This window comes from Amycolatopsis sp. NPDC051045, assembly GCF_040682955.1.
Lineage (GTDB): Bacteria > Actinomycetota > Actinomycetes > Mycobacteriales > Pseudonocardiaceae > Amycolatopsis.
Map to the genome: position 1 here is coordinate 671,520 of NZ_JBFBCC010000002.1, position 22,130 is coordinate 693,649.

19 protein-coding genes are annotated in these 22,130 nt (G+C 73.0%); 15 read left to right on the plus strand and 4 right to left on the minus strand.

Annotation, left to right across the window (positions count from 1 at the left end; genetic code table 11):
- Window positions 1–186 precede the first annotated feature (186 nt).
- Both AB0M80_RS07385 and AB0M80_RS07390 read left to right on the plus strand, forming a co-directional pair.
- Window positions 187–912, plus strand: coding sequence for a GAF and ANTAR domain-containing protein (locus AB0M80_RS07385; protein WP_364560392.1), 726 nt, complete (start codon window positions 187–189; stop codon window positions 910–912).
- An 89-nt stretch (window positions 913–1,001) separates the two neighbouring features.
- Complete coding sequence (locus tag AB0M80_RS07390) at window positions 1,002–2,042, plus strand: NAD-dependent epimerase/dehydratase family protein (RefSeq protein ID WP_364560176.1); 1,041 nt, start codon at window positions 1,002–1,004, stop codon at window positions 2,040–2,042.
- Window positions 2,043–2,390: 348 nt separating this feature from the next.
- On the opposite strand, the gene larC is transcribed toward AB0M80_RS07390, so the two are convergent.
- Together larC and larB are read right to left on the minus strand one after the other, a co-directional pair.
- A complete protein-coding gene (larC, locus tag AB0M80_RS07395; protein WP_364560179.1) occupies window positions 2,391–3,572 on the minus strand; it encodes a nickel pincer cofactor biosynthesis protein LarC in 1,182 nt (393 codons plus the stop codon).
- Window positions 3,569–4,264, minus strand: a complete 696-nt coding sequence (larB, locus tag AB0M80_RS07400; RefSeq protein WP_364560182.1) for a nickel pincer cofactor biosynthesis protein LarB — start codon at window positions 4,262–4,264, stop codon at window positions 3,569–3,571. Before larB ends, larC begins: the two co-directional genes overlap by 4 nt.
- Before the next feature lie 194 nt (window positions 4,265–4,458).
- Here larB and AB0M80_RS07405 point away from each other — a divergent pair, with 194 nt between their 5' ends.
- From AB0M80_RS07405 to AB0M80_RS07465, 13 genes are all read left to right on the plus strand, one after another.
- Window positions 4,459–5,283: an ExsB family transcriptional regulator gene (locus AB0M80_RS07405; RefSeq protein ID WP_364560185.1), complete on the plus strand. Its 825-nt coding sequence runs from the start codon at window positions 4,459–4,461 to the stop codon at window positions 5,281–5,283.
- Between the two features lie 242 nt (window positions 5,284–5,525).
- A complete protein-coding gene (locus AB0M80_RS07410) occupies window positions 5,526–7,355 on the plus strand; it encodes a BTAD domain-containing putative transcriptional regulator (RefSeq protein ID WP_364560187.1) in 1,830 nt (609 codons plus the stop codon).
- Between the two features lie 363 nt (window positions 7,356–7,718).
- Window positions 7,719–9,383, plus strand: coding sequence for a class I adenylate-forming enzyme family protein (locus AB0M80_RS07415; protein ID WP_364560189.1), 1,665 nt, complete (start codon window positions 7,719–7,721; stop codon window positions 9,381–9,383).
- 113 nt (window positions 9,384–9,496) lie between these two features.
- Window positions 9,497–10,573, plus strand: coding sequence for a branched-chain amino acid aminotransferase (locus AB0M80_RS07420; protein WP_364560191.1), 1,077 nt, complete (start codon window positions 9,497–9,499; stop codon window positions 10,571–10,573).
- A 6-nt stretch (window positions 10,574–10,579) separates the two neighbouring features.
- Window positions 10,580–11,182, plus strand: a complete 603-nt coding sequence (locus AB0M80_RS07425) for a DsbA family protein (RefSeq protein WP_364560194.1) — start codon at window positions 10,580–10,582, stop codon at window positions 11,180–11,182.
- Window positions 11,183–11,192: 10 nt separating this feature from the next.
- Complete coding sequence (locus AB0M80_RS07430) at window positions 11,193–12,440, plus strand: ATP-grasp domain-containing protein (RefSeq protein ID WP_364560197.1); 1,248 nt, start codon at window positions 11,193–11,195, stop codon at window positions 12,438–12,440.
- 78 nt (window positions 12,441–12,518) lie between these two features.
- Window positions 12,519–13,730 (plus strand): ATP-grasp domain-containing protein, encoded by a 1,212-nt coding sequence (locus tag AB0M80_RS07435; protein ID WP_364560200.1) that lies wholly within the window; start codon window positions 12,519–12,521, stop codon window positions 13,728–13,730.
- Window positions 13,727–14,974 (plus strand): MFS transporter, encoded by a 1,248-nt coding sequence (locus AB0M80_RS07440; RefSeq protein ID WP_364560203.1) that lies wholly within the window; start codon window positions 13,727–13,729, stop codon window positions 14,972–14,974. Before AB0M80_RS07435 ends, AB0M80_RS07440 begins: the two co-directional genes overlap by 4 nt.
- Before the next feature lie 18 nt (window positions 14,975–14,992).
- On the plus strand, window positions 14,993–16,327 hold the full coding sequence (locus tag AB0M80_RS07445; protein ID WP_364560206.1) for a hypothetical protein: 1,335 nt from the start codon (window positions 14,993–14,995) through the stop codon (window positions 16,325–16,327).
- Between the two features lie 16 nt (window positions 16,328–16,343).
- Window positions 16,344–17,018, plus strand: a complete 675-nt coding sequence (locus tag AB0M80_RS07450; protein WP_364560209.1) for a cyclase family protein — start codon at window positions 16,344–16,346, stop codon at window positions 17,016–17,018.
- Window positions 17,011–18,177, plus strand: coding sequence for a DUF362 domain-containing protein (locus AB0M80_RS07455; RefSeq protein ID WP_364560211.1), 1,167 nt, complete (start codon window positions 17,011–17,013; stop codon window positions 18,175–18,177). The genes AB0M80_RS07450 and AB0M80_RS07455 overlap by 8 nt, the downstream gene beginning before the upstream one ends.
- Complete coding sequence (locus AB0M80_RS07460; protein WP_364560214.1) at window positions 18,174–19,514, plus strand: anthranilate synthase component I family protein; 1,341 nt, start codon at window positions 18,174–18,176, stop codon at window positions 19,512–19,514. The genes AB0M80_RS07455 and AB0M80_RS07460 overlap by 4 nt, the downstream gene beginning before the upstream one ends.
- On the plus strand, window positions 19,511–20,092 hold the full coding sequence (locus AB0M80_RS07465) for an aminodeoxychorismate/anthranilate synthase component II (RefSeq protein WP_364560217.1): 582 nt from the start codon (window positions 19,511–19,513) through the stop codon (window positions 20,090–20,092). The genes AB0M80_RS07460 and AB0M80_RS07465 overlap by 4 nt, the downstream gene beginning before the upstream one ends.
- Here the strand turns inward: AB0M80_RS07465 and AB0M80_RS07470 are convergent.
- Together AB0M80_RS07470 and AB0M80_RS07475 are read right to left on the minus strand one after the other, a co-directional pair.
- Window positions 20,089–20,358: a hypothetical protein gene (locus AB0M80_RS07470; RefSeq protein WP_364560219.1), complete on the minus strand. Its 270-nt coding sequence runs from the start codon at window positions 20,356–20,358 to the stop codon at window positions 20,089–20,091. The two genes, AB0M80_RS07465 and AB0M80_RS07470, sit on opposite strands and share 4 nt — an antisense overlap.
- A gap of 526 nt (window positions 20,359–20,884) precedes the next feature.
- Complete coding sequence (locus AB0M80_RS07475; RefSeq protein ID WP_364560221.1) at window positions 20,885–21,844, minus strand: winged helix-turn-helix domain-containing protein; 960 nt, start codon at window positions 21,842–21,844, stop codon at window positions 20,885–20,887.
- Window positions 21,845–22,130: the final 286 nt, after the last annotated feature.

Genomic DNA, 22,130 nt, shown 5'->3' on the forward strand with positions numbered 1-22,130 from the left:
AAGTCGGGTCCGTGCTCCGGGCTGCCCGGCGCGGCCGACGGCAAACCGGAGCGTGGGGCCGGTAGAGTTCACCTGGACCCGTTGAAACGCCAGCGGTGGTCTCGGTTGACGCTGCTGGCGAGCTCATTCCCGTGCTCGCCGCTTGACGCATGGGAGGGGTGGGCCTTGCCGACCACTGGCGACGGCATGGCGGAGCGGGTCGACGAGCTGAACGCCGTGCTGGCCGATCTCGTCGGGGTCCTCGAATCGATGTCGGACACACCGGGCCTGCTCGACGCCGTCTGCGGCGAGGCGGTCCGGGTGGTCCCGGACGCGGACCTGGCCAGCATCATGGTGGTCCGCGACGGCGTGACGCAGACCGCGGCCTTCACCGACGAGCGCGCCCGGCGCATCGACGACGTGCAGTACGCGGCGGGCGACGGTCCCGGCCTGCTCGCGGCGCTGACCGGCGAGGTCGTGCGGGTGGCGGTCGCCGAAACGGGTGATCAGTGGCCCGAGTTCGTCGCCGCGGCCAAGGAACTCGGCGTGGGCAGCTACCTGGCGGTGCCGCTGCGGGTGGACGACACCCTGGTCGGCGCGATCACGCTGTTCGGGTTCGAAACCCACGGCTACCACGAGTTCGACACGAAGGTGCTGCGCCTGTTCACGTTGTGCGTGGAAACCGTCCTGCGGCTGACCCGCCGCTACCGCGAGGCCCGCCGGCTCGCCGACGAGCTCCACAACGCGATGGACACGCGCGCGGTGATCGAGCAGGCCAAGGGCATGCTGATGCTCATCCACCGGGTGACCGAGGACGCGGCGATGCACCGGCTGATCGTCGAGTCCCAGCACACGAACATCAAGCTCCGCGACGTGGCCGCGCGCTTCACGAAGAGGATGAGCTCGGCCGACGGCGGCCCGCCCCGGCCCTGAACAGCCGTTCCCAGGCCGCTGTGCGCCGGCCAGGGCCGTGCCTTGCCGATAGCAGGGTTGTCGCCCCGGACCGCGGGTAACCGGACCGGATGCGCATCGTGGTGACCGGAGCGACGGGGAACATCGGGACCGGGGTCGTGCGCGCGTTGAGCGCCGATCCGCAGGTCGAAGCCATCGTCGGGCTCGCCCGGCGGACAGCGGGCCGCCCGCCGGAGAAGGCGGAGTACGTGCGGGCCGACGTCGAAGCGGACGACCTCGTGGCGCACTTCCGCGGCGCCGACGCGGTCGTGCACCTGGCCTGGCTGTTCCAGCCCACGCGCCGCCCGGAACGGACCTGGCGCGCGAACGTCCTCGGCTCGCTGCGGGTGTTCGACGCGGTGGCCGCGGCCGGCGTGCCGAAGCTCGTCTACTCGTCGTCCGTCGGGGCGTATTCGCCGCGGGAAGACGACGAGCCGGTCACCGAGGACTGGCCGACGCACGGCTGGCCCGGTGCGGCGTACACGCGGGAGAAGTCGTACCTGGAGCGGTATCTCGACGCCTTCGAGCACCGCCACCCGAAGCTCGACGTGGTCCGGCTGCGGCCGGGGTTCGTCTTCCAGCGCAGTGCCGCGACCGAACAGCGCCGCCTGTTCGCCGGGCCGTTCCTCCCGGGCTGGCTGGTGCGCCCGGGGCTGATCCCCGTCGTGCCGGACATCCCCGGCCTGCGGGTCCAGGTGGTGCACACCGCCGACCTGGCCGACGCCGTCCGCCGGGTGGTGACGCGGCCGGTGCGCGGGGCGTTCAACATCGCCACCGGCCCGGTCGTCGACCCGCGGTTCGTCGCCGGGCTGCTCGGGGCGCGCACGGTGCCGGTGCCGGCCGCGGCGGTCCGGGCCGCGGTCGCCGCGGCCTGGCGCGTGCACGCGGTGCCCGCGTCGCCGGGGCTCTTCGACGCGGTCATGCACCTGCCGGTGCTGGACACGACGCGCGCCGAGACCGAACTGGACTGGCAGCCGCGGCACGACGCCGCGGCGACGGTGCGGGAATTCCTCGCCGGCCTGCGCGTCGGGGCCGGGGCGGACACGGCGCCGCTGGCCCCGGACCGGCACCGGCTGCACGAGATCTCGACGGGCGTCGGCCGCCGCCCGTGACGCGGCTGTGCCGCACCGAAGCCGCCGGCACCGGCTGCACGAGATCTCGACGGGTGTCGGCCGCCGCCCGTGACGCGGCTGTGCCGCACCGAAGCCGTCGGAGGCGAGCCGGTGGGGGCGGGCACGGCCGGCTGCGTGAGCAGCCGGCTCGGCTGCGAAGCCAGGTGGGCGGGAGTGTCCGCCGCCCGCCGGCCTACGTCGTCGGCCGGGCCGACAAAGTCGTCGGCCGGGCCGACGAACGTCAGTGGCCCTGTTTCTCCGGCTCCGGGTACCGGCCGCGGCCCGATCGGCCGCCGTCGTCGCGAGGCCCGCGCCGATCATGGCCACCCCGAGGGCCGGGCAAACCCGCTAAAGCGCCGCCGCGCGCACCTCGTCCAGCACCCGGCGCAGGGGCTGCCCGGTCGCTTCCGCGGCCGCCTTCACTTCCTCGTACTCCGGCTGGGCCGTGACCACCACGCCGCCGAGGTACCCGCGTTTCACGCTGACCGGCGTGCCCCGGTAGTCCACCGTGACGCTGTCGCGCGGCAGCGCGCGCCGCTCGACCGGGGACAGCCGGACCCCCAGCGTCGAGGTGTGGGCGAAGATCGCCGCGCAGACGCCGTCGACGCGGTCCTCGGCCGCCAGCACCGTCAGGAGCACGCCCGGGCGCCCCTTCGGTGCGGTCACCGGCCCGCACCAGGCGTCGGCGGCGCCCGCGCCGCGCAGCGCGGCCAGGACTTCCGGCCACAGCCGCGGATCGAGGTCGTCCACGGTGGTCTCGACGACGGTCATCGTCGTGCGGACCCACCCCGGAGCGGGCGCCTCGCCGGACCCGACGACCACGCGGACGACGTTCGCGTGCCCGGGCGGGTCGGCGGTGCCCGCGCCGACGCCCACCTTCACCGGCACGCACGCCGGCATGGGGCCGTACGCGTCGGCGAGGGTGACCAGCAAGGCGGCGCCGGTCGGCGTGCACAGCTCCCGCGCGGCGGGGTGCGCGGCCACCGGGGCGGCCGCGCCGGTGAGCAGCGCGAGCACCGCGGGCGGGGGCACGGTGAGCCTGCCGTGCGCCGCGGTGACCGTGCCACCGCCGACGGCGATCGGCGACACCGTGACCGTCGCGTCCAGCAGCCCCAGCGCGTCCAGCCCGAGTGCGCAGCCCACGATGTCGACGATGGCGTCGAGCGCGCCGACCTCGTGGAAGTGCACCCGCTCCGGTTCGATGCCGTGCACGGCGGCCTCGGCCTCGGCCAGCCTGCCGAACACGTCGGTGGCGAAGCGCTCCGCCGCGCCGGGCAGCGCGGCCGACGCGATCAGCTCGAGGATCTCCGGCAGGTGGCGGGCGTGCCGCGTTTCCGGCGCCTCGACGACCACCTGCCGCGCGCGCAGCCCGTGCCGCCGCACGACCTGTTCGGTCAGCCGGACGTCGCCGGCCCGCAGCCGCGCCAGTCCCGAAAGGACACCGCCGAAGTCCGCGCCCGCGTCGACCAGCGCGGCCAGCAGCATGTCGCCGGCACACCCGTTCCCGGCGTCGATCCACGCGACGGTCACGGCGCCACCGACTGCCGGGCGACGCGCGCCGCGGCGACGCCCGCTCCGAAGCCGTTGTCGATGTTGACCGTCACCACGCCGGGCGCGCAGCTGTTCAGCATGGTCAGGAACGCGGTCAGCCCGTCGAGGTGCCAGCCGTAGCCGACGCTCGTCGGCACGGCGATCAGCGGCGTGCCGCACAGTCCACCGAGGACGGTCGGCAGCGCCGCCTCCATCCCGGCGATCGCGACGACGGCGCCGGCGCCGGCGATGCGGTCGCGTTCGGCCAGCAGCCGGTGCAGCCCGGCCACCCCGACGTCGACGACGAGGTCCGGCTCCGCGCCGAAGACCGCGACCGTCGTGGCGCATTCCCGGGCGACGGGCAGGTCCGAGGTTCCCGCGCACACGACAGCCACGCGGCCACGCGGCGGGGGCAGCGGCCCGAGCGTCACCGTGCGGCCCGCGTCGTCGATGTCCGCGCCGGGCAGGGTTTCCCGGCACCGCGCCCGCGCTTCTTCACTGACGCGGGTGGCGAGGACGGCGCGGCCGGGATGGGCTTCGTGCAGGCGCGCGAGCGCCGCGCTGATCTGCCCGGGCGTCTTTCCCGCGCCGAACACCACTTCCGGGTCGCCCGTGCGGGCGGCGCGGTCGAGGTCCAGCCGGGCGAATCCGAGGTCGGCGGTGGCCGGGGCGGGAGTTCGTGTCGATACCACGGCCGGCACGTTAGTGTCGGTCCGCGCAGGCTGTAAACCGAATGCCGGGGATGCCGCACGAATACGGCAATGAGTTGACTCCGAGTTGCCGCCACGGTCGACTTGGCCGCACGACAGATGTCTCCGAGTGGAGGATTCGTGCTTTTTCGGCGGAAATGGATCATCTTGCCCGATCGACCAGCGGGAATGCCGTGATGCGCCCCGGAATCGGAGATCGGCTGCTGGACGGGGTCCGCGCACTCGGCAGTGTGGCCGTGGCGTTCTCCGGCGGCGTCGACTCGGCACTCGTGCTCGCCGCGGCCGTGCGGGCTCTACCCGCCGGGCGCGTGCTGGCGGCGATCGCCGACTCGCCGAGTCTCCCGCGGGCGGAACTCGTCGCGGCGCGGGAGATCGCGGCCGGTCTCGGGGCCGAGCTGGCCGAGGTCCCGGTCGCCGAACTGGCCGTGCCCGGCTACCGGGACAACGCGGGCGACCGCTGTTACTTCTGCAAGCAGACGGTGCTGACCGCGATCGGCGAGCTCGCGCACCGGCGCGGCTTCGCGCACGTGGCCACCGGAACCCACGCCGACGACCACCGCGCGCTGCACCGCCCAGGCCTGCGCGCCGCGCGTGAGCTGCGGGTCGTCGAGCCGCTGGCCGAAGCCGGACTGGGCAAAGGTGACGTCCGCGCACTGGCCGCCGCCTGGTCGCTGTCCGTGGCGGACAAGCCGTCGGCGCCGTGCCTGGCGTCCCGTATCCGGGTGGGTGTGCCGGTCTCCGTGGAGAGGCTGGGACTCGTGGAACGCGCCGAGATCGCGGTGGGCGCGAGGCTGGCCGAGGCGGGGGTCCGCGCCCGCGACCTGCGCGTCCGCCTGCTCGGCCGGGGATTCCGGGTGGAGGTGGACGGTCCTGCCCTCGCGGCGGTCGAAGCGCGGCCGGGGCTCGCCGCGGCGGTCGTCGCCGAACTCGGCGGGCTCGGCCTGGCCGGCCGAGGGGCGGTCTCGGCCTATCGCCCGCCCGCCCTCGCGCCGCCGCTGTAGTCGCGCGCCTCTTTTCCGTGACCCGGTGCGGTGAATTATGCCGCCACCGAACGGGCGAGGAAAAATCGCCGGACCCGGTTCGCCGTTATCGGGTGATCGATATTTGCCACCGAATGGTGGACGGTAAATCGCCATCGTGCCTTTTTTCGTCTTGCCCGGCACATTCTTCGCTATGTTCCTGCATGCCCCGTGTGAAGGCATTGCGAACGGTAGCCGTGCGCGTACGGTGCGGGAGGATCGAAATGTACTTCAAGTTGCTCGGCACCGTGCGGGTCCAGCGCGACGGGGAACGGGTCGACCTCGGCGGCCTGCGCCAGCAGCGGCTCCTGGTGATGCTGCTGCTCGACGTCGGCAAGGTGGTCAGCGCCGACCGGCTGCTCGAAGCCATGTGGGACGACGAGCCGCCCGTGACGGCGCGCAGACAGCTGCACAACGCGGTGGCCGCACTGCGACGGAGCTTCGGGACGGCCAAGCACATCGTCGTCAAGGACGGCCCCGGCTACCGCATCGGCGTGACCGCCCAGGACGTCGACGCCCACCGCTTCACCACCATGGTCGCCGCCGCTTCGGCGGCCGCCGCCGTCGGGCGCACCGCCGCGGCCGTGGAGCTCCTGGAGGCGGGGCTCGCCCTGTGGGACGGGCCCGCGCTCTCGGGGTTGAACAGCCCGGTGTTCGAGATCGTCGCGGCGCGGTTCGAGGAGAACCGGCTGACCGCGACCGAACGGCTCGCCGGGCTGCGGCTGGACGGCGGCGACGCGGCGGCGGTGGTGCCGCAGCTGGGCGAGCTCGTCTCGCGGCACCCGCTGCGGGAGGAGACCCGCAAGCTGCTGATGCTCGCGTTGCACCGGTGCGGCCGCACGGCCGACGCGCTCACCGTGTACGAACAGGGCCGGCGGCTGCTGAGGGATGAGCTCGGCGTCGACCCCGGCGCGGGCCTCCGCGAGCTGTACGAGCGAATCCTGCGTGCCGATCTGCCGCACCGCAGGCCGGCGGAGCCCGGTGGCCGTTCCTTCCTGCCGTACGACACGGCCCACTTCACCGGACGGGCCGAAGAGCTGCGGTTCCTGACGGGCTGCCGCCCGGCCGGGACCGCGCTGAGCATCCTGGCCATCGACGGCATGGCCGGCGTCGGCAAGACGACGCTGGCCGTCCGGCTCGCCCACCAGCTGGCGCACGGGTTTCCCGAGGGGCACCTGTTCATCGACCTGCACGGGCACTCGGCCGGCCAGGAGCCGCTCGAACCGGGCGCCGCGCTGGAGCGGCTGCTGCTGGACTTCGGGCTCGCGCCGGAGCAGGTTCCCGGCGGCACCGCGCAACGCGCGGCGCGCTGGCGGGCGGAAGTCGCCGAGCGGCGGGTGCTCGTGGTGCTGGACAACGCCCTCGACGCCACCCAGGTCCGCCCGTTGCTGCCGGGCACGGGAGCGGCCCGGGTGATCATCACCAGCCGGCGGCGGCTCGCCGGACTCGACGGGGTGACGTCCCGCTCGCTCGACGTGTTCCCGGCCCGGGACGCGGCGGCGCTGTTCACCCGCGTCGCGGGCGGAGACCGCACGGCGCACCGGCCGGACGCGGTCGCCGAGGTGGTGGCCCTGTGCGGGCACCTGCCGCTGGCCGTCGGGATCGCGGCGTGGCGGTTCCACAACCGGCCGGCGTGGTCGCTCGAGGACCTGGTGTTCCGGCTGCGCGACCGCGCCGGCCGGCTCGCCGAGCTCCGCCTGGGCGACCGCAGCGTGGTTTCGCAGTTCGACGTGTCGTACCGGAGGCTCACGCCCGGGCAGCGCCGGCTGTTCCGGGTCCTGGGTGCCGAGGCGCACCCCGGCGAGGAGTTCGACGCGGGCACCGTGGCGCTGTTGCTGAACCAGCCGGTGCGGGAGGCGGAGCGGCTGCTGGAGGAGCTGTTCGACGCGCACCTGCTCCGCCAGCGGGCCGCGGGCCGCTACCACTTCCACGACCTGGTGCAGGAACACGCGCGCGCGAAGGGGGAGGAACCGGACCCCGGCGACGGCCTGCTGACGGCGTTCGGCCGCACCGCGCTGCCCGCCGTGACCAAAGTGGAGTGCAGCCTGGGCTGATCGCGGGTGGTGGACCGGCTTCCGTGCGGAGGCCGGTCTTTTCGTGCCTGGGCGACGCGGTCGGCCGGGCCGGCCTGCTGCAGCCGCCACTGACCACCGGCGGTCCAGCCCCGCGGGTCGCCGAGGACGGCCCGGATGCGGCGGGCAAAGCCGGCGGGCCCGGGCGACGCCGGGTGGTGACCGGGCCGACGCGCAGCGCGAACACCGCCGGCCTGTGCCCGCAAAGCAAGACCGCCGATGCAGCGCCGATGCAGCGCCGATGCGACGGCGAGGCAGTGCCGATGGCCGCCCCCGTCAGGCTTGGCCGGATCCGACGCCCCGGTCCCCGTCGCCGTCGTGGGCCCGCACCAGAAAAGTGATGACATGGAGTTCACCCACCAGACCGTCCTGAGCCCCCAGCTGCGGGCCGAGGTTCTCGAGGACCCTGCCATCGGGGGCGGGAACCTGCTGCCCGCCATGCTCGAGCTCAACCCGCGCCCGGACGAGCCGTTCATCCACTCCCTGACGCCGATCCCCTACACCGGCGGGGAAACGCGGACCTGGTTCAGCCTCCGCGACCTCGATCACCTCGTGCAGAGCTGGTCCGTCTGGTACCTGGAACGGGGGGTGCGCCCGCGCGACCGGGTCGCCGTCTTCCCGCCCGACTCCATCCAGTACTTCATCCACCTCTCGGCGCTGGCGCAGATCGGCGCCATCTCGATGCTCATCAACAGCAACGCGAAACGGGACAGCGCGGCCGCCCTGATCGAGCGCAGCGGGGCCATCGGCCTCTACACCGACCGAGAACGGCTCGACCGGATCGCCCCCGACCTCGACCGGCTGAACCTCGCGTGGATCGAGACGCGCCAGGACGGCCCGCCGCCGGCCGTCCTGCCCGACGCGGACCGGTTCCGGCACCACCCGGACGACCCCGTCGGCCTCATGCACTCCTCCGGCACGACCGGGCTGCCGAAGCCGGTCATCCACACCCACAAGACCATTTTGGACGGTCCGAAGTGGCGGGCGGTCAACTACCGCGAAGAGCCCCGCGCCGTCATCCTGAACGCGCTCCCGCAGTCGCACCAGGGCTGTGTGTCGTTCAACGCCTACGCCGTGCTCGGCGGGCAGCCGATGGTCGTCTGGCGGGACGTCTCCGGGGCGGAGCTCGCCCACGCCGTCGAGGCGCACGAGCCGACCATGGTGATGGCCTTCGGCCACGCCTACCCGGAACTGGCCGCGATCGAGACGCCGGCGGGCGCGCTGGACTCGGTGAACATCTGGGTGTCCATGGCCGACGCCATCCACGAGCGGCACCTGAAGAACATCCTGGGCCGCCGGTCGCCGGGCCTGCCGCCCGCCGCCTTCCTCGACCGGCTCGGCACCACCGAGCTGGGCTGGGGCGTGCTCATGCAGCCCCGCACCCTCGCGACCGAGCGCAACGACCGCTGCGTCGGCAAGTCGGTCGGGTACGCCGAAGTCGCGATCGTGCGGGAGAACGGCACGCTCGCCGAACCCCACGAACTCGGCCTCCTCGGCGCCAAGCCGCCGTCGATGACCGTGGGCTACTGGGGCAACCAGGACACCTACTACCGCAGCATGCTCGCCGGCTACTGGCTCACCGGCGACGTCGCCTACCGGGACGAGGACGGCAACTTCTACCAGGTCGACCGGGCGGTGGACGTGGTGCACACCGCCGCCGGGCCCGGCTACTCGGTGCAGATGGAGGAACTCGTCCTCAACGAGGTCGCCGGGGTCGAGGACTGCACGGTGGTGGCCGGTCACCACGACGGCGAAGAGGTGGCCGTCGCGGTCGTGACCGGCGACGGCGTGGACGCGGAGAAGGTGCTGTTCGCGGCCAACGAAGCCCTGCGCGCCCACGGCCAACCCGAGCTGTCCGTCGTCGAGGTCGCCACCGCCGACGGGGACTTCCCGCTCGGCGTCACCGGAAAGTCGCTCAAGCGCTTCCTGCGTGAGAAGTACAAGGACCTCGCCGTCCACGTCCGTGACCGCCGGGGCAAGAACCTCGCGACGAGCGACGCGCTCGCGTGACGAGCAGAAGCCTGCAGACACACTGAGCGGCCTTCGCGGCCAGAGAGCGGGAAACCAGTGTTCGGAGAGACGCCGGAGATCGGCCGGACCATGCTCGCCCGCGGGGAGTGCCGATGACCTCGCTGGAATTCGCCTCGGAGCGGGCCGAGCCGACGCCCGCCGGAGAGCGGGAAGAGCTGCTGCGCATGCCCGGGTTCGGCGCGCTGTACTCCGACCACATGGTGACCGCGCGGTGGACCGGCGGCCGGGGCTGGCACGACGCCCGCACCGGACCGCTCACCGCGTTCTCCCTGCACCCGGCGACCATGGCGTTCCACTACGGACAGACGATCTTCGAGGGCCTGAAGGCGTTCTGGCGGCCGGACGGGCGGCACGTGCTCTTCCGCCCCGGCGACCACGCCCGCCGGTTCGCGCGGTCGGCCCGCCGGATGGCCATGCCGGAGCTGCCGGAGGAGGACTTCCTCGCCGCCGTGGCGGCGCTGACGCGCGTCGACCGCGACTGGGTGCCCGACCGCCGGGGCCACAGCTTCTACCTGCGGCCGTTCATGATCGCCGCCGAGACGCACCTGTCCAACCGGCCCGCCGGGGAGTACCTGTTCGCCGTCATCGGCAGCCCCGCCCGGCCCGCCGCCGCCGAACCGGCGCCGATCCGGCTGTGGGCCTCGCCCGAGTACGTCCGCGCCGCCGACGGCGGCACCGGCACGATCAAGTGCGGCGGCAACTACGGCGGGTCCTACCTGGCGCAGCGCGAGGCTGTGGAACGCGGCTGCCACCAGGTCGTCTGGCTGGACGCGCGGGAACGCCGGTACGTCGAGGAGGTCGGTGGCTCCAACCTGTTCTTCGTCGAGGGCGACCGGCTCGTCACCCCGCCGCTGAGCGGCACGCTGCTGGCCGGCGTCACCCGCGACTCGATCCTGCGGCTCGCCGGACGGCTCGGGCTGGCCGTCGCCGAGGAACCGGTCACGCTCGAGGACTGGGAACGCGGGTGCCGGGACGGCCGCATCACCGAGACGTTCGCCTGCGGCACCGCCCGCGCCATCGCGCCGGTCGGGCACGCCGTCACGCCCGAGGGGGAGTGGGCGATCGGCGACGGCGGCACCGGCCCGGTCACCCGCCGCCTGCTGACCGCCCTGCTGGACATCCAGTACGGCGAGACCCCCGACGAATTCGGCTGGCTGCACGCCGTCTGAGAAAGGATGCCCGTGAAGGTCGACTTCTACTTCGATCCCGCCTGCCCCTTCGCCTGGATCACCTCGCGGTGGATCCTCGAGGTCGAACAGCGGCGGGACATCGCCCTGCGGTTCCGCGTGATGAGCCTCGGTGTGCTCAACGAGGACCGCGAGCTCGAGCCGTGGTACCGCGAGCTGTGCGACCGCTCGTGGGGCCCGGTCCGGGTCTGCGCCGCCGCGGCCCGGCACCACGGCGAGGAGGTGCTGCGCGACCTCTACACCGCGCTCGGCACCCGGATCCACAACGGACGGAACAAGGACTTCCCCGAGGTCGTCGCGCAGGCGCTGGCCGAGGCCGGGCTGCCGGCGTCGCTCGCGGACGCGGCCGGGAGCACGGACCACGACGAGGCGGTGCGCAAGAGCCACGCCGAAGCGCTGGCCCCGGTCGGCGCGGACCTCGGCACCCCGGCGATCCACCTCGACGGCGCCGGCTTCTTCGGCCCGGTGCTCAACGCGATCCCCCGGGGCGAGGAGGCGGCGCAGCTCTTCGACGGGATGGCGGCGCTCGCGCGCAACCCGCACTTCTTCGAGCTGAAGCGCTCACGCACGCCCGGTCTGAACTACGAGTGAGGGAACGGCCATGACACGCATCGGGTTCGTCGAGTCGAACCGGTCCGGCTCGGGGTTCGACGCCCTGCGCGCGGCCCGCGCGCTGGGCCTGCACGTCACCTTCTTCAGCAGCGGGCTCGAGCGCTACCACGCGACGCCCGGCGGCACCGAGGTGCTCGAGCGCTGTGTCGACGAATTCGTGTCCTGCGCGACCCACGAACCGGAACCGCTGCTGGCGGCGGTCAAGGCCGTCGACGCCCGGCAGCCGCTCGACGCCCTGCTCTCGGTGGCCGAGTACGAAGTGGTCCAGACCGCGGAAGCGGCCCGTCAGCTCGGCCTGCCCGGACCGGACCCGGCCGCGATCCGGATCGCCCGCAACAAGGCCGACCAGCGCAGGCGGTGGGCCGAGCGCGGGGTGCCGGTCCCGGAGTTCCGGGTCGTGACCACGGGTTCGGACGCGGTGCGGGCGGCGCACGACATCGGCCTGCCGTGCGTGGTGAAGGCGGTCGACGAGACCAGCGGCGCCCACGTCGTCCGGTGCACGACTCCGGCGGAGGTGGCGGCCACGTTCGAGGCCATCCGTGCGGAGCCGGCGAACCGGCGCGGACAACCACGGGCGGCCGAGGTGCTCGTCGAAGAATGCCTCGTCGGGTTCGAGGTCAGCGTGGAAGTGCTGGCGGAGGCGGACCGCGTCCGCGTGCTCGGGGTGACCGACAAGATCGTCGGCGGCCACAACCGGTTCGTGGAGCTGGGGCACAGCTTCCCGACGGCCCTGCCGGACGACGTCCGTCGCGAACTGGAGGAGGCCGCCGTGGCCGCGACCACGGCGGTGGGCTTCGACCTCGGCCTCGCGCACGTCGAGCTCAAGTACACCGCGGCCGGGCCGAAGCTGGTCGAGATCAACCCGCGGCCGGGCGGCGCCCGGATCACCGAGCTGATGGACCGCAGTTTCGGGCGGTCCACGATGGAACTGCTGATCCGCCAGTACCTCGGTGAGCCGATCCCGGTCCTCCCCACGCCGATCGGCGGCGCGGCGATCCGGTACCTGACCGCGGATCCCGGTGTCGTGGAGAGCGTGTGCGGGCTGGAGATCGCCGCCGCCGTCCCCGGGGTGTGCGAAGCGGTCGTGTCGGTCGGGCCCGGCGCGCGCATCGATCCGTTGCGGGTCAACGAAGACCGGTTCGGCCACGTCCTGGCGACGGCGGCCGGCCCGTACCTGGCCGGCCGGATCGCCGAGGCGGCGGCCCAGCAGATCGTGGTGACCACCCGCCGGGACTGACCGATGCGTCTCCGATGTCCCGCCGATGGCCGCGTCGGCGAGGCTGGGCCCACCGAAGTGCGGACAGGAGGGAACGAGATGGCGAACCTGGTCATGGTCATGCCGTACCAGGCGTACCTCCGGAAAGCCCAGGCGGAAGGCTTCCGGATCACCGCGCTCTGGGACCCCGCCGAAGCTCGCCGGCTGTTCGGCGCCCAGGCCCCGGAGTACCTGCGTCAGGTGGCGGAGCTCGCCGACGGCTTCCGGCTCGTGGACTTCACCGACCGCTCCGCCTACGCCGGCGCGATCCGCGAAGCCGTCCGGGAAACCGGCGCCGACCACGTCTGGCACGTCGGCAGCGAGGAAAGCATGATGCTTGCCCACGAGGTCGCCGACGAGCTCGGGAAGGCCGTCAACTCGCCGCGCTCGGTCGCCCTGCTCAACGACAAGCTCGCGATGCGCACGCTATTGCGCGACAAGGGCATCTCGTCGGTGCGCTTCGCCACCGCGGACCACTGGACGGCGGTCGAGCCGCTCCTGCGGGACTTCACGCTGCCGGTGGTGGTCAAGCCGGCCGCGCTGTCCGCCAGCCGCGGGGTGTTCCTGCTCACCGACCCGGCCGAGCTGCCCGCCTGGCACCGGGAACTGGCCGGGTACACCGGGCCGCTGCTGGTCGAGGAGTACCTGCGCGGCCCGGAGTTCAGCGTCGAAACCATGACCGTGCGCGGCGAGCACCACGTCGTCGGCGTCACGCGCAAGCTGCTCGGCCCGCTGCCGCACTTCGTGGAGCGGGGTCACCTGTTCGGCGAACCGGAGACGCCGCGGACGCGGCAGGTGGCCGCGATCGCGGTGGAACTGCTCGACGCCGCCGGGTACCAGTGCGGCCCCGCGCACACCGAGGTCATCCTGACCGCGGACGGGCCGCGGATCGTGGAGTCGCAGGCCCGGCTCGGCGGGGACAAGATCCCGGACCTCATCGCGATCGCCCGCGGCTTCGACGTCAAACGTGCGATGTTCGCCGCGCTCGCCGGGCGGGCGTCCGTGCCGGAACCGGGCGGATCCGTGGCGCACATCGCGTACTTCTCCTTCCCGCCGGGAACGCTGCACCGAGTGTCCGGTTTGGCGGCGGTGCGCGCCCTGGACTTCGTGCACACCCTGCACTTCCCGTTCGCGCCCGGCGACGTGCTCCCGGAGACGGTGAGCTCCAAGACCCGGCACGGCTACGTGATCCTCACCGGCTCCGCGGACGCCGCCCAGGCCCATGCCCGTGCGGACCGCGTCCGCGACCTGATCGAGGTGGAGCTCCGATGAGGACCTTCTTCGCCCTGCACCGCAACGTCCGGCTCCGGATCGGGCTGGCGTTCGTCCACAAGCTGATCGACGCGATGATCCTCACCTTCATCGCGATCTACCTGGCCGCGCACGTCGGCGTCGCCCTCGCCGGCGCGCTGATCCTGGTCTTCGCCGTGTTCGCGGTGTTCGGCATGCTGACCGGCGGTCACCTGTCCGAACGCTGGGGACGGCGTCCGGTGCTCATCGTCGGTGACGTCGTCGGCACGGCTTTCCTGGCCCTGATGGCGGTCGCCTACCACGCCGGCTGGGGCGCGCTCGCGGTCTACTTCAGCTACGCCATCGTGAAGTTCGGCACGAACCTCGCGTTGCCGGCGAACGACGCGACGATCATCGACGTGACCCCGCCGGCGGACCGCAAGTTCGTCTACACGGTCAACTACTGGGTGATCAACCTCGCGCTCGGCACGGGTGCCCTGTTCGGTGCGTTCCTGTACAGCTCGCACTTCGGCGCGGTGATCCTCGGCGGCGCCGCCGGCATGGCCTTCGCCCTCACCGTCACCGTCACGCTCGTGGCGGAGACGAAGCCGGAGACGCCCCGCCCACCGGTCAAACTGACCGGGCTCGCCCAGTTCGTCGAGGGCTACAAGGTGGTGCTGGCCGACGCGACCTTCCGGCGGCTGATCATCGCCGCCACCCTGATCCTCACCCTCGAAGGGCAGCTGAGCACGGCGATCGGGATCCGGCTGTCGACGAACTTCCCGGTCCAGCCGGTGTTCCCGTTCGGTGCCGTCGACGGCGTGCGGATGCTCGGCGTGCTCAAGGCGGTCAACACGATGCTCGTCGTGGCGTTCGCGCTGGTCGTCAACACGCTGCTGCGCCGGATGTCCGACCGCGCCCGGCTCTACGCGGGCATCACCCTGTACGCGGGCGGGTTCGCGGTCCTCGCCGTCACGAACGACGCGTGGCTGCTGCTGGCCGCCGTCGTCGTGCTGACCGTAGGCGAGCTGATGAACCTGCCGGTCCAGCAGGCGCTGCTGGCGGAGCTGGCCCCCGAGGACGGCCGGCCGCGGTACCTGGCCGCGTACTACCTCCACATCCGGTTCGGCCAGGTCGTCAACTCCGTGCTGATCAGCCTGAGCGCGGTGCTGGCCGCGCGGGGCATGGCCGCGATCTACCTGCTCTTCGGCGTCGTGGTCATCCTGCAGTACCGGGTGATCCTCGCCCGCCGTCCGGCGCCCGCCGAGGCGTCCGTCTCCGTCTGAAACCCCTGGGAGGGCACCATGTCGGCACGCGCCGATCAGGTCACCGAGGCCTACCTCGCCGGCTGCGAGGCGCCGGACGGCCCGCTGCGCCACGCGCGGGAGCGCCTGGAGCTGTCGGACGCCCAACGCCGGTCGTGGCCCCGGCTGCTGCCCCGGCCGATCATGGTCGACGAGGCCGCGTACCGGGCGTTCGGCCGGGACCTCGTCACCGTCTTCGACCTCGTCACCAGCCTGCCCCGGCGCGTCTTCGACGGCGACTTCGACCGGTTCCGCACCGCGCTGGGCATCGACGACCGGCACGCCGCCTTCATGGGCCGCCTGCTCGGCGAGGGACCGCCGCCGCTGTACGGCCGGGCCGACGTCTACTACGACGGTTCGGCGTTCAAGCTGCTGGAGTACAACATCGGCAGCGCGCTCGGCGGCCTGGACATGGTCGGCGCGCTGCCCAAGGCGTACCTGGGGGTGCCGGAGGTCGCCGAGTTCGCGGACGAACACGGCCTCGGCTACCTCGACATGGGCTCCGACCTCGCCGCGGCGCTGCGCAACGCGGGCAAGACGATCGGCGCGGGCGAACCGGTGGTCGCGATCCTGGAGAGCCCGGGCGGGCTGGCCACCTACGGGCGCCAGCGGCGTTCGGCCGCGGAAATGCTGCGCGACAACGGAATCGAGTGTCACGCCGGAGAGATCGGCGACCTGGAGTTCCGCGACGGCAAGCCGTACCTGGACGGCGTGGGCGTCGACGTGATCCTGCGGTACTACGGGCTCGAGGAAATGCTCGGCCACCCGGACTGCGACGCACTCCTGGAGCCGGTCTTCCGCGCCCACGAGGCCGGCAGCGTCGTGGTCTGGACGCCCAGCAACGTGTTCGGCAACAAGGGCACGCTGGCGATGCTCTCGGAGTACGTCGAGGTGTTCACCGCGGACGAACGAGCGGCGATCGAACGCGTGCTGCCGTGGAGCCGCATGCTCGGCCGCCCCGGCGCCGGACCGGACGCCGGGCGCATCGACGAGTGCATGCGGCGCCAGGACCGGCTGGTGTTCAAACCGACCGGGCTGTACGGCGGCCAGGGTGTCGTCATCGGCCGGGAGGTGGACGCCCGGACCTGGCGGGAGACCCTCGACGCGGGCTCACGGACCGGTTCGCTGGTCCAGGAGATCGTCCACCCGAACCTGGAAACGGTGATCGACCCGGACACCGGCGCGCGCGGCGAGTGGTACGCGCTGTGGGCGGCCTTCATGACGCCGTCCGGCCTTTCCGGCGGCGGGGTCCGCGCGATCCCGCCCGGCGGCACGACGGTCATCACCATGAGCAACAACGCGAGCGTCCGCAACACCTGCCTCTTCACCTGCTGAACAAGGAGATCCTGTGGTGGCCCGACTCGTCGACCTGACCCACGGCTTCTACGACGGAATGCCGTCCTACCCCGCCGACTGGTTCCCGAAGTTCGTCAGCGAACGCTCGATGACCCCGGAGACCGACCCGTACGGCACCAAGCGCACGTTCTCCTACCTGCACGTCTTCCCGCACAACGGGACCCACATGGAGTACCGGCTGCACTTCTACCCCGGCACCGAAGGCATCGACGAGGTCCCGCTGGAGACCCTGATCGGCCGCGCCTGCGTCGCCGACCTGTCCGGCAAGGGCGAGCTGGAGCCCGTCACCGGCGAGGACCTCGAGAAGACGCTGCGGCCGGAGTGGCGGCCGGGCGACCGGCTGCTCGTGCGCACCGACTACCTGCGCCACAACTGGGGCCGGCCCGACTACTGGGACCGGCCGCCGTACCTGACGCCGTCGGCCGCGGAGTGGGCCATCGAGAACGGCGCGAGCCTGTTCGGCCTCGACTGCCTCACCGAACGGCCGGGCGACGCCGGTTCACCGGTGCACCACGCGCTCCTGGCCGCCGGGATCCCGCTGCTGGAGTACGTCACCAACATGCACGAGCTGACCAAGCCCGTCGTGCAGCTGTTCGCGCTGCCGACCAAGGTCGCCGGCGCCGAGGCCGCGCCGGCCCGCGTCATCGCGATGGAGGAAACGGATGACTGAGCAGGTCGCCCTCACCGCCGTCGGCGGCGACGCCGACGTGCCGGACGGCCTGGACCGGCTGCTCGGCCTGCTCGGCGCGCCGCTGGCCGGGCTGCGGGCCGGTGCCGAGGTGCTGATCAAACCCAACCTGTTCCAGACGGCGCCGGGGTTCCACGTGCGCCCGGCGCTGCTGGCGGCGATCGCCAAGGTGGTCGCCGCGCACGGGGCCCGGCCGGTGATCGCCGAGCGCACGCACGCCATCTACGAAATCCTCAACGACCACGAAGCCGCGAAGTACGCTCGCGTCGTCAGCTTCGACGACCTGCCGCTGCGGATCACCGGCATCCCCGGTGCGACGTCCCTGCGGGTGCCGATCGCCGTCCCCGAGCTGATCCTGGACTGCGACTTCTTCATCGGCGTCCCGCAGCTGCGCACGCACGCGAGCGTCGTCTACTCCAACGCCATGAAGAACCTGGTCGGGCTGCTGCCCGGGTACACGACGCGCATCGTGCACATGGCGGGCGTCGACGAGTCCACAGTGGACCTGAATCTGATGCGGCCGCAGGACCTCGTGGTGTGCGACGGGACCACGGTGATCGAGGGCAACTACCCGATGGACGGGCGCGCCCGCGAGGCCGGGTTCCTCGCCGCGGGCCGCAACGCCGTCGCCCTCGACGTCGCCGTCGGCACGCTGGCCGGGTTCGACCCCGGCAGCGTGGCGTACCTGCGTGACGCGCACGAGCGGGGCATGGGGCCGCTTTCGCTCGAAGACATCGAGCTGCTCGGGACGCCGCTGCCCGAGCTGGCCTTCGACATGGTCAAGGCGCCGGTCGACATCGTCGTGCCGCGCGAGGGCATCCACGTGTACGCCGAGCACGCGTGCCCGGCGTGCAGCCGGTTCGTGGCCGGGGCCATGGAGGCGCTCGCCGATGAACTGTGCGCGTGGGACGGGGAGCTGACCGTCGTCTCCGGGCCGCAGGTTTCGCTGCCGCCGTTGCGCGGGGAAGTGGTGCTCGTCGGCAACTGCCTGTACGAGAGCCGGGACCTCGGCATCTTCGTCGAGGGCTGCCCGCCGCGGGCGATCCAGCTCGCCGCGTTCCGCTACGCCATGGGCAAGCCCGTCGGCGACCACGAGCGGACGCAGTTCCGGGTGCCGCCGAGCCGGGCCGCGGTGCGATGATCACCTCCGCGCTCGCCCCCGGCGACCGGCTGCACCGCCACGTGGTGCCACTGGACACGGCGGTGGACCCGGTGGCGGCCGCCTCCGCGCTGCGGGCCGCCGGCCGAGTCATGCTCACCGCCGGACCCGGTGGGGACGCCGCCGTGCTGGCCGCGGGTGAGCTCGCGGTGGTCTCGCACCCCGGTGGCGGCTCGCCCCTGACCGCCGCCGTGGACCTGCTGAAGGGGCTGGACCTTCCGCCGGGCACCACCGACGCCGAAGCGGCGTGGTACGGGTTCCTCGGCTACGACGCCGCGCGGGACTTCGAGCGGCTGCCGAGCCGCCACCCGGCGACCGACCGGCCGGCGTACGAGTTCTTCCTGCCCGAGGTGCTGGTCCGGTTCGCCGACGGGCAGGTGATCGGCCGCGGCCCGACACCCGCGGCCGCCCGCACGGCGGCCGAACAGGTCGCCCGGACGCTGAACGGCCTGGCGATCACGCCACTCGGGGCCGTCGCCGTGGGCACCGGGCGGTTCGGGTTCGCCTACGACGAGTACGTCGACGCCGTGCGCCGCGCCCGGCAGCACATCCTCGACGGCGACGTCTTCCAGCTCGTGCTGTCGAACGCCTGGACCGCACCGGCCACTGTGGATGGACTGGCTGTCTACAGGAGACTCACGACGATCAATCCGTCGCCGTACCACTTCTGGTTCGGCGGCCCGCGGTTCGAGGCCGTCGGCGCGTCCCCGGAACCGTGCCTGACGTTGTCCCGCGGGAAGGCGCTGATCCGCCCGCTCGCCGGCACCCGGCCGCGGGGCCGCGACGGCCGCACCGACCGGCTCGCCGAGGACGACCTGCGCTCGTCGGTGAAGGAGCTGGCCGAGCACCGGATGCTCGTCGACCTGGCCCGCAACGACCTCGGCCGGGTGTGCCGGCCGGGCAGCGTCTCGGTCGGGCGGCTGCTGGCCGTCGAGCGGTACTCGCACGTCATGCACCTGACGTCGGACGTGTGGGGCGAGCCCGCGCGGGATCGGGGCACCGACGAGCTGATCCGGGCGACGTTCCCGGCCGGGACGATGACCGGGACGCCGAAGGTGCGCGCGATGGAGCTCATCGACGTGCTGGAGCCGGCGCGGCGCTGGCTGTACTCCGGTGCGGTCGGCTCGTTCGGGGTGTCCCACGTGGACCTGTACCTGACGATCCGCAGCGTGGTGTGGTGCGACGGCGAGATCCGCCTGCAGGCGGGCGGCGGCATCGTCCACGACTCGGACCCGGCCGAGGAGTACGCGGAGTGCCTGGCGAAGCTCGGCTCGGGCGCGCGGGCGCTCGGCGTGACGGTGGAAGGGACGGCCGCGTGATCTGCGTGATCGACAACTACGACTCGTTCGTCTACAACCTGGTGCAGTACCTGGGCGACCTCGGTGCTTCGTGCCAGGTCCACCGCAACGACGAGGTGTCCGTGGCCGACGTCGCCGCGCTCGCCCCGGAACTGGTCGTGATCTCACCGGGCCCGGGCGACCCGGCGGACGCGGGCATCTCGGTCGAGCTGGTCCGCCGCCTCGCCGGGCACGTGCCGCTGTTCGGCGTCTGCCTGGGCCACCAGGCGATCGGCGCGGCGTTCGGAGCCCGGGTGGTGCACGCGGCCGAGCCGATGCACGGCAAGTGTTCACCGCTCGCGCACGACGGCCACGGCGTCTTCACCGGCCTGCGCAACCCGCTGACCGTGGCGCGCTACCACTCGCTGGTCGTCGACCCGGCGTCGCTGCCGGCCGAACTGGTCGTGACGGCCTGGTCGTCGACCGGCGAGGTGATGGGCGTCCGGCACCGGGAGCTGCCGATCGAAGGGGTGCAGTTCCACCCGGAGTCGCTGTTCACCGAGGAGGGCGTGGCGATGGTCGCGAACGCGATGCGCTCGCGCACCTTCGTGCGGAGCTAGGCGAGCTCCGCCGAAACGACCGACGGCAGCTCGCGCAGCCGGTCGAGCAGGGGCCCGGTCTGCTCGGCGGCCAGCAGGACGGCGCAGACCATGCCGCTCTCGCGGACGCCGTCCTTGATGTCGACGGACAGCTCGTGGACGAGGTGCCCGTCCAGGGCGCGGACGAGCGCCGGGATCTCGTCGGCACCGCCGACGAAGTAGGTGGCGATGCGACGCCGCAGCAGCATGGCCGAGCGGGTGGCGGGAACGGCGAACGAAGTGGACATGGCTGGTCTCCGGATCAACGACGGAAGGTGATCGGGGCCAGGTCCCGGAAAACGGCGATCGACGACGCAGCGCACCGGCGACCTGGGTTCAGCCGGCGCGCCGGGTTACGAGTCGCGAGGACGGCATCGGGCGCTGCACGGCGACAGGCTAACACGACCCGGCTCGGGCGGGCAGCACCCGCCGCTCGGCCGGGCGGGCGGCGGGTGCCGGGCAGCCGGCGGGTGCGGGGTGGGTGGTGAGGTGCCCGGGTGTGGGGTGGGCGGCGAGGTGCCGGGCTGGCGGTGGGCGGCAGGTGCGGGGTGGGTGGTGACGTGCCGGGCGGGCGGCGGGTGCGGGGTGGGTGCCGGGGTGCCGGGTGGGTGCCCCGGGGGTGCCGGGGTGCGGGGTGGGCGGCGAGTGCCGGGGTGGGTGGTGAGGCGGCGGGCGGCGGGCGGCGGGCGCGAGGTGGGCGGCGAGTGCCGGGGTGCGGGGTAGGTGGCGAGGTGCAGAGCGGGCGGCGGGTGCACGGCGTCGGCCCGCGGCCGGTCAGCTCGCCCGGATGATCCCCAAGCCGAGCGGGGTGATCTCGTGGATCTGCGACTTGCCCGACCGGGTGCTGCTGATCAGCCCGCTCGCCCGCAGGACCGACGCGTGCTGGCTCGCCGTCGCCGGGGAGATGCCGGTCAGTTCCGCCAGCTCGCTCGTGTTGCAGCGGGTGGTCGCGATCGTCACGAGCACCCGGGCCCGCGTTTGGCCGAGCAGCGCGGCCAGCGACGGGCCGGGCTCGGCGTCGCTGTCGAAGCGCGGGTGGCTGATCGAATAGACCAGCGCCGGCGGCCGGTCCGGGTCCTTGTACGTGGTCGGCATGCCGTGGGCGAAGAACGCCGGGATCAGCCGGAGGCCGCGGCCGTTCAGGTGCAGTTCCTGCTCGATCGGGAAGCGCACCCGCAGCACCGGCGGCGACCACGTGATGTCGGGGTGCAGCGTCGAGAGCAGCAGCTGCGGCCCGCCGTGGTCGAGGTTGGCCTGCAGCCGCCGTCGGTCGCGGGCGACCGCGCGGCGGACCGTGGCCCAGTCCGGCTCGACGCACTGGCGGTAGTAGTCGTGCAGGGCCGCGCCCAGCCGCCGCAGTTCGCGCGGTTCGCCGTCGCCGACGCGGCGCAGCCACGCCGGGACGTGGGTGCCCTGCGCCGTGAGCTCGGCGACGTCGGTGGCCAGCGTGCGCTGCGGGGTCTCGAGCACCGCCGAGACCCCCTCGCCGATGGTGCGGACGCCGGCCGGGGTGAGGAAGTCCGGGCAGTACCCGTACGGCGGGACGGCGGACATCAGCAGCCGGCCGGACTGGGGGACCGCCGACCGTGAGCCCCGCCGCCAGCGGCCGAAGAACGGCTCACCCTCCGGTCGCCGGATGCGGTAGCTGCTCATGAGCAGTTCCCACATCGGGTCGGCGTCCTCGGCGATGGTCAGCTTCGCCAGGTCCGCTTCCGTGAAGTGAACTTTCAACACCGACGGCGCACCCCCTTCCCGGCCGAGGGTATCGGGCCCGGCTCGCGTCCCCCGGGCGGTCCCCGGCGTCGTGGTTGCCGGAAAATCACGCACCCGGCCCGGAATTCCGCCTGGTCCGGCGGCTTCCTTCACCCTCCGCAAAGGTAAAAATCCGCGCTGTGGCAGTTCACGCTGTGTAGCTGATGCGTACGGGGGAAACGGCCGGTGTTCCTTGACAACACCACCGCCGCCGGGGTTACGTCTCCGGCTGAATTCCGCGGAAAAGGAACCAGAAATCGTTCTCGGG

Excerpts from the sequence above, each read along its gene's own strand:
- AB0M80_RS07385 (WP_364560392.1), top strand. The coding sequence starts at position 187 with ATGGCGGAGCGGGTCGACGAGCTGAACGCCGTGCTGGCCGATCTCGTC.
- AB0M80_RS07390 (WP_364560176.1), top strand. The coding sequence starts at position 1,002 with ATGCGCATCGTGGTGACCGGAGCGACGGGGAACATCGGGACCGGGGTC.
- AB0M80_RS07405 (WP_364560185.1), top strand. The coding sequence starts at position 4,459 with ATGCGCCCCGGAATCGGAGATCGGCTGCTGGACGGGGTCCGCGCACTC.
- AB0M80_RS07410 (WP_364560187.1), top strand. The coding sequence starts at position 5,526 with ATGTACTTCAAGTTGCTCGGCACCGTGCGGGTCCAGCGCGACGGGGAA.
- AB0M80_RS07415 (WP_364560189.1), top strand. The coding sequence starts at position 7,719 with ATGGAGTTCACCCACCAGACCGTCCTGAGCCCCCAGCTGCGGGCCGAG.
- AB0M80_RS07420 (WP_364560191.1), top strand. The coding sequence starts at position 9,497 with ATGACCTCGCTGGAATTCGCCTCGGAGCGGGCCGAGCCGACGCCCGCC.
- AB0M80_RS07425 (WP_364560194.1), top strand. The coding sequence starts at position 10,580 with ATGCCCGTGAAGGTCGACTTCTACTTCGATCCCGCCTGCCCCTTCGCC.
- AB0M80_RS07430 (WP_364560197.1), top strand. The coding sequence starts at position 11,193 with ATGACACGCATCGGGTTCGTCGAGTCGAACCGGTCCGGCTCGGGGTTC.
- AB0M80_RS07435 (WP_364560200.1), top strand. The coding sequence starts at position 12,519 with ATGGCGAACCTGGTCATGGTCATGCCGTACCAGGCGTACCTCCGGAAA.
- AB0M80_RS07440 (WP_364560203.1), top strand. The coding sequence starts at position 13,727 with ATGAGGACCTTCTTCGCCCTGCACCGCAACGTCCGGCTCCGGATCGGG.
- AB0M80_RS07445 (WP_364560206.1), top strand. The coding sequence starts at position 14,993 with ATGTCGGCACGCGCCGATCAGGTCACCGAGGCCTACCTCGCCGGCTGC.
- AB0M80_RS07455 (WP_364560211.1), top strand. The coding sequence starts at position 17,011 with ATGACTGAGCAGGTCGCCCTCACCGCCGTCGGCGGCGACGCCGACGTG.
- AB0M80_RS07460 (WP_364560214.1), top strand. The coding sequence starts at position 18,174 with ATGATCACCTCCGCGCTCGCCCCCGGCGACCGGCTGCACCGCCACGTG.
- AB0M80_RS07470 (WP_364560219.1), bottom strand. The coding sequence starts at position 20,358 with ATGTCCACTTCGTTCGCCGTTCCCGCCACCCGCTCGGCCATGCTGCTG.